Below are 3,188 nucleotides of genomic sequence, written 5' to 3'. Positions count from 1 at the left end.
TGGACCAGGTGGTCCGGTTCGGTTCTTTCAGAACCGCACAGTGGATGCGTAGCACCTTCATAACAAGTCCTCGGCCTATTAGTACCGGTCAACTCCAGCCGTTACCGACCTTCCATCTCCGGCCTATCAACCCAATAGTCTCTTGGGGGCCTTAACCCACAAAGGGTGGGATACCTCATCTAGGAACAGGCTTCCCGCTTAGATGCTTTCAGCGGTTATCCCTTCCGAACGTAGCCAACCAGCAATGCCCTTGGCAGGACAACTGGCACACCAGAGGTCCGTCCGTCCCGGTCCTCTCGTACTAGGGACAGCCTTCCGCAAGTATCCTACGCGCGCGGCGGATAGGGACCGAACTGTCTCACGACGTTCTAAACCCAGCTCGCGTACCGCTTTAATGGGCGAACAGCCCAACCCTTGGGACCTACTCCAGCCCCAGGATGCGACGAGCCGACATCGAGGTGCCAAACCATGCCGTCGATATGGACTCTTGGGCAAGATCAGCCTGTTATCCCCGGGGTACCTTTTATCCGTTGAGCGACCACGCTTCCACAAGCCATGGCCGGATCACTAGTTCCGACTTTCGTCCCTGCTCGACCCGTCGGTCTCACAGTCAAGCCCCCTTGTGCACTTGCACTCGACACCTGATTGCCAACCAGGCTGAGGGAACCTTTGAGCGCCTCCGTTACCCTTTGGGAGGCAACCGCCCCAGTTAAACTACCCACCAGGCACTGTCCCTGATCCGGATCACGGACCGAGGTTAGACATCCAGTACGACCAGAGTGGTATTTCAACGACGACTCCACCGGCACTGGCGTGCCCGCTTCACAGTCTCCCACCTATCCTACACAAGCCGAACCGAACACCAATACCAAGCTATAGTAAAGGTCCCGGGGTCTTTCCGTCCTGCCGCGCGTAACGAGCATCTTTACTCGTAATGCAATTTCGCCGGGCCTGTGGTTGAGACAGTCGAGAAGTCGTTACGCCATTCGTGCAGGTCGGAACTTACCCGACAAGGAATTTCGCTACCTTAGGATGGTTATAGTTACCACCGCCGTTTACTGGCGCTTAAGTTCTCAGCTTCGCCCCAAAGAGCTAACCGGTCCCCTTAACGTTCCAGCACCGGGCAGGCGTCAGTCCGTATACATCGTCTTGCGACTTCGCACGGACCTGTGTTTTTAGTAAACAGTCGCTTCTCGCTGGTCTCTGCGGCCGAAAAATCCTAGCCCGCAAGGGGCTTCAAATCCCTCGGCCCCCCTTCTCCCGAAGTTACGGGGGCATTTTGCCGAGTTCCTTAACCACAGTTCGCCCGATCGCCTCGGTATTCTCTACCTGACCACCTGTGTCGGTTTGGGGTACGGGCCGCATGAACACTCACTAGAGGCTTTTCTCGGCAGCATGGGATCACCCTACTTCGCCTCAATCGGCTATGCATCACGTCTCAGCCTCAATGACGCGCGGATTTGCCTACACGTCGGCCTACACGCTTACACCAGTACTACCACTCACTGGCGGAGCTACCCTCCTGCGTCACCCCATCGCTTGACTACTACAAGTTCAGGCCCCGCGCTCCACAACCACCCTCGTCCGAAGACTCGGGCAGCGCTTCGGGCGGTTAGTATCACAAGGTTCGCCATGGGCGCGTTCACACGGGTACGGGAATATCAACCCGTTGTCCATCGACTACGCCTGTCGGCCTCGCCTTAGGTCCCGACTTACCCTGGGCGGATTAGCCTGGCCCAGGAACCCTTGGTCATCCGGCGGCAGAGTTTCTCACTCTGCTTTCGCTACTCATGCCTGCATTCTCACTCGTCCAGCCTCCACACCTGGATTCCTCCGGCACTTCAACGGCTGAACGACGCTCCCCTACCCATCCAGACCTAAATCTGAATGACACGGCTTCGGCGGTGTGCTTAAGCCCCGCTACATTGTCGGCGCAGGACCACTTGACCAGTGAGCTATTACGCACTCTTTAAAGGATGGCTGCTTCTAAGCCAACCTCCTGGTTGTCTGGGCGACCCCACATCCTTTCCCACTTAGCACACACTTAGGGGCCTTAGCCGGCGTTCTGGGCTGTTTCCCTCTCGACTACGAAGCTTATCCCCCGCAGTCTCACTGCCGCGCTCTCACGTACCGGCATTCGGAGTTTGGTTGATTTCGGTAAGCTTGTGGGCCCCCTAGACCATCCAGTGCTCTACCTCCGGCACGAAACACACGACGCTGCACCTAAATGCATTTCGGGGAGAACCAGCTATCACGGAGTTTGATTGGCCTTTCACCCCTAACCACAGCTCATCCCCCAGGTTTTCAACCCTGGTGGGTTCGGGCCTCCACGCAGTCTTACCCACGCTTCACCCTGGCCATGGCTAGATCACCCCGCTTCGGGTCTAGACCACGCGACTCAACCGCCCTATTCGGACTCGCTTTCGCTACGGCTACCCCACACGGGTTAACCTCGCCACGCAGCACTAACTCGCAGGCTCATTCTTCAAAAGGCACGCCGTCACCCCGAAAGGCTCCGACGGATTGTAGGCACACGGTTTCAGGTACTATTTCACTCCCCTCCCGGGGTACTTTTCACCTTTCCCTCACGGTACTAGTCCGCTATCGGTCACCAGGGAGTATTCAGGCTTAGCGGGTGGTCCCGCCAGATTCACAGCAAATTCCACGAGCTCGCTGCTACTTGGGAACACCATCAGGAGATACCGGGTTTTCACGTACGGGACTCTCACCCTCTACGGCCACGCTTTCCAGACGCGTTCCGCTAACCACAGTATTTTCTAACTCCTCGACCGTCCGGCAGAACGATCAGACAGGTCCCACAACCCCGCACACGCAACCCCTGCCGGGTATCACACGAATACGGTTTAGCCTAATCCGCTTTCGCTCGCCACTACTCACGGAATCACGGTTGTTTTCTCTTCCTGCGGGTACTGAGATGTTTCACTTCCCCGCGTTCCCTCCACACGCCCTATGTGTTCAGACGTGGGTGACCCCACATGACTGGGGCCGGGTTTCCCCATTCGGAAATCCTTGGATCTCAGCTCGGTTGACAACTCCCCAAGGCTTATCGCAGTCTCCTACGTCCTTCATCGGCTCCTGGTGCCAAGGCATCCACCGTGTGCCCTTAATAACTTGCCACAAAGATGCTCGCATCCACTGTGCAGTTCTCAAAGAACAACCAGACACCC

The 3,188-nt window shown here is 57.0% G+C and carries 1 rRNA gene; it reads right to left on the bottom strand.

The annotated features are described in order from the left end of the window. Nucleotides 1-58: 58 nt before the first annotated feature. Nucleotides 59-3,138 (bottom strand): 23S ribosomal RNA (locus tag ACWEFJ_RS39080). Between the last annotated feature and the right edge of the window lie 50 nt (nt 3,139-3,188).

Source organism: Actinosynnema sp. NPDC004786 (assembly GCF_053601135.1).
The sequence above is the reverse complement of the archived record's forward strand: the minus strand, read 5'-3'. Positions and strand labels throughout refer to the sequence as shown.